General features: G+C 53.1%; 4 protein-coding genes. 2 read left to right on the top strand and 2 right to left on the bottom strand.

Features of this window, described 5'->3' with window-relative positions; translation table 11 throughout:
- Both Q1K23_RS03795 and gap read left to right on the top strand, forming a co-directional pair.
- Positions 1–1,095 (top strand): acetate kinase (locus tag Q1K23_RS03795; protein ID WP_300362607.1); only part of this gene is annotated, 1,095 nt, incomplete at its 5' end.
- A 49-nt stretch (positions 1,096–1,144) separates the two neighbouring features.
- A complete protein-coding gene (gene gap, locus Q1K23_RS03790) occupies positions 1,145–2,137 on the top strand; it encodes a type I glyceraldehyde-3-phosphate dehydrogenase (RefSeq protein ID WP_300362605.1) in 993 nt (330 codons plus the stop codon).
- A 35-nt stretch (positions 2,138–2,172) separates the two neighbouring features.
- On the opposite strand, the gene Q1K23_RS03785 is transcribed toward gap, so the two are convergent.
- Together Q1K23_RS03785 and Q1K23_RS03780 are read right to left on the bottom strand one after the other, a co-directional pair.
- Positions 2,173–2,538 (bottom strand): HepT-like ribonuclease domain-containing protein, encoded by a 366-nt coding sequence (locus tag Q1K23_RS03785; protein ID WP_300362603.1) that lies wholly within the window; start codon positions 2,536–2,538, stop codon positions 2,173–2,175.
- Positions 2,531–2,821, bottom strand: coding sequence for a nucleotidyltransferase domain-containing protein (locus tag Q1K23_RS03780; RefSeq protein ID WP_300362602.1), 291 nt, complete (start codon positions 2,819–2,821; stop codon positions 2,531–2,533). Before Q1K23_RS03780 ends, Q1K23_RS03785 begins: the two co-directional genes overlap by 8 nt.
- Positions 2,822–2,919 lie beyond the last annotated feature (98 nt).

Raw genomic sequence — 2,919 nt, 5'->3', positions numbered from 1 at the left:
AACTCCGGAAGTTCCTCGCTGAAGTACAAGCTTTTCGACCGGCGACGGAAGGTCGCGGAAGGTCTGGTGGAGCGGATCGGTGAAGAGGGTGGCGTGAAGGATCACCGGGAAGCGCTGGAGTCGGCGGAAAGGGATCTGGTGAAAAGGGGTGCTCTCACATCTTTCGAAGATCTGGACGCCGCAGGGCACCGGGTCGTGCATGGAGGCGAACGCTTCATCGAGCCGACGCGGATCGATTCGGAAGTCATCGAGGCGATACGCGAGCTGATACCTCTGGCTCCCCTCCACAATCCCGCCAACCTCGCGGGGATCGAGATGATGGCCAGGAAGGTGCCGCAACTGCCCCAGGTGGCGGTTTTCGACACCGCTTTCCATCAGACGATGCCCAAAGAGGCCTACCTCTACGCCATCCCCATGGAATTCTACGAAAAAGATGGGGTGCGGCGCTACGGGTTTCACGGCACATCCCACAGCTATGTGGCGAAGATGGCGGCCGAGAAGCTGGGCAGACCCCTCGAAAGTCTCAACCTGATCACCCTGCATCTTGGCAACGGTGCCAGCGCCTGCGCCATCGAAAACGGAAAGAGTGTCGATACCTCCATGGGGTTCACGCCGCTGGCGGGGCTCGTCATGGGGACGCGATGCGGCGATCTCGACCCGGAGATTGCGATACTCATGCAGAAGAGGGGAGTGGACGCCGACAGGATTTTGAACAAACAAAGCGGTCTGAAGGGGCTGTGTGGAGAAAACGACATGCGAAGCGTCCAGGAAGCGGCTGTATCGGGAGATGAAGCGGCCCAAACCGCTTTGAAAGTCTACACTCACCGCATCCGCCACTACATCGGTGCCTACTTCGCCATTCTGGGGCGTGTGGATGCCATCGTCTTCACGGCGGGTGTGGGCGAGCACAGCACTCTTGTGCGAAAACTCTCCTGCGAAGGGCTGGAAGCCATGGGGATCGAACTCGACGCGGCTCGCAACGAAGCGGGCAGGGAGGATATCTCGGCCGAGGGATCGAAGGTGCGCATACTCGTGCTTCCCACCGATGAAGAGCTGGAGATCGCGCTGCAGACGGAGGCGGTTTTAAACCGATAACAGCTTCGTTGGGATATAATCGAAACAAACAAAAACCGAAGGAGAAAATATGGCAGTAAAAGTAGCAGTCAACGGAACGGGACGTATCGGTCTGTGTGTCATCAAGCTGGTCATGAAACACGACGATATGGAGCTGGTCGGTATCAATACGACGGCTAAACCCGATATGCTCGAATATCTTCTGAAATACGACAGCGTTCACGAAGGCATCGACGCGAAAGTGATCGACGACGAAACCATCGAGATCGCCGGCAAGCCTGTCCGTATGTTCAGCGAGCGCGACATCGACAAACTCGATTTCGGTACGGTCGGTGCGGAGGTCGTCGCCGAGTGTACCGGTGTCTTCCTGACGACGGAAACGGCGAGCAAACACCTCAAAGGCAGCGTCAAGAAAGTGGTCATGAGCGCCCCCGCCAAGGACGACACCCCCACCTTCGTCATGGGAATCAACACCGACAAATACGAAGGCCAGGCCGTCATCTCAAACGCCTCCTGTACGACCAACTGTCTGGCTCCGGTCTGTAAAGTGCTCGACGATACGTTCGGCATCGAAAACGGGCTGATGACGACGGTCCACTCCTACACCAACGACCAGAATCTCCTCGATGTCAAGCACAAGAAGGATTTCCGCCGGGCCCGTGCCGCCGCGATCAACATGATTCCGACCTCTACAGGTGCCGCCAAAGCGATCGGTCTGGTGATGCCGCATCTCAAAGGCCAGCTCAACGGTTTCGCGATCCGTGTCCCGACCGCCGACGTCTCCGTCGTCGACCTGACCGTCAACCTCAAAAAAGAGGTGACCGTCGACGCCATCAACGAAGCTTTCGACAAGGCTGCCGCGGAACTTGGCAAGATGATCCTCGTCGATCACGACAAACGCGTCTCCGGCGACTTCATCGGCTGTGAATACAGCGCCATCTTCGTCCCCGACCTGACCCGTGTCGTCGGCTCCAATACGGCCAAAGTGGTCGCGTGGTACGACAACGAGTGGGGCTACAGCTGCCGCCTCGTCGATATGATGCACTTCGTCGCCACTCGCTGATCTCTTCTTTCAAAGAGCGGCTCGATGCCGCTCTTCTATTTTTTCAATGTGTGTAACGCTTTTTCTGCCGACTTTTTGATAATGGGTAGACGTTCATTCAAGACCGCTTCTACGATATAGAGATCGACACCTTCATAATCGTGTGCGATGAAATTCCGAAGATCGTTGCTTCCTTTGATATCCTCTTTTTCGAAAAACGAAAGTGCGTCAAACTCACCACTGTGAAGAAGTTTGTCAAACTGCTCGGAGATGGATGTCAGATGCATAAGAATGGATGCGCGGCCCATCTGTTCGTCTGCAAGTGCATGATGGACAGATCCATACTCCCGAACGATATTTTCTATAAATGAAATTTTTTTGAGAATGGTTTCGAGACGCTGAAAAACTTTTTCATCAGGCATCGATCATCTCTTTTTCTATGATGTTTTTTATGGGTGACGCACTGTCGAGATCGAAAATGTCTACAGGACGGTGAAAATGTCTGACAAGATCGTTTCGCAGTGCGTTCAATGTGGAAAAATAATCATAGGGGCTGAAACGCTTCAGAAACTCTCTCTCTTTTTTGATGGCGATATCGATGTCACTGTATACGGAAGTATCGCCTTTGGCGTAACTCCCAAACAGAGCGATGGTTACGATCCCTTTTTTCTTCAAATCAGGCTTGATACTTTTAAGATATGCCAATATGGTCTTTTTATCGAGTTTTTCCATGATTAAAAATTATACCATGATACGCAAAATCCCTCTTAAAAATCCTGCTATATGAGAATTTAGGAAAATTT

Source organism: Hydrogenimonas sp. (genome assembly GCF_029933015.1).
Taxonomy (GTDB): Bacteria; Campylobacterota; Campylobacteria; order Campylobacterales; family Hydrogenimonadaceae; genus Hydrogenimonas.
Note: the sequence above shows the minus strand (reverse complement) of the source record. Positions and strands in the feature narration are given on the sequence as shown.

Bases quoted from the DNA above. Each gene is read 5' to 3' on its own strand.
- gap (WP_300362605.1), top strand. From the start codon at position 1,145: ATGGCAGTAAAAGTAGCAGTCAACGGAACGGGACGTATCGGTCTGTGT.
- Q1K23_RS03785 (WP_300362603.1), bottom strand. From the start codon at position 2,538: ATGCCTGATGAAAAAGTTTTTCAGCGTCTCGAAACCATTCTCAAAAAA.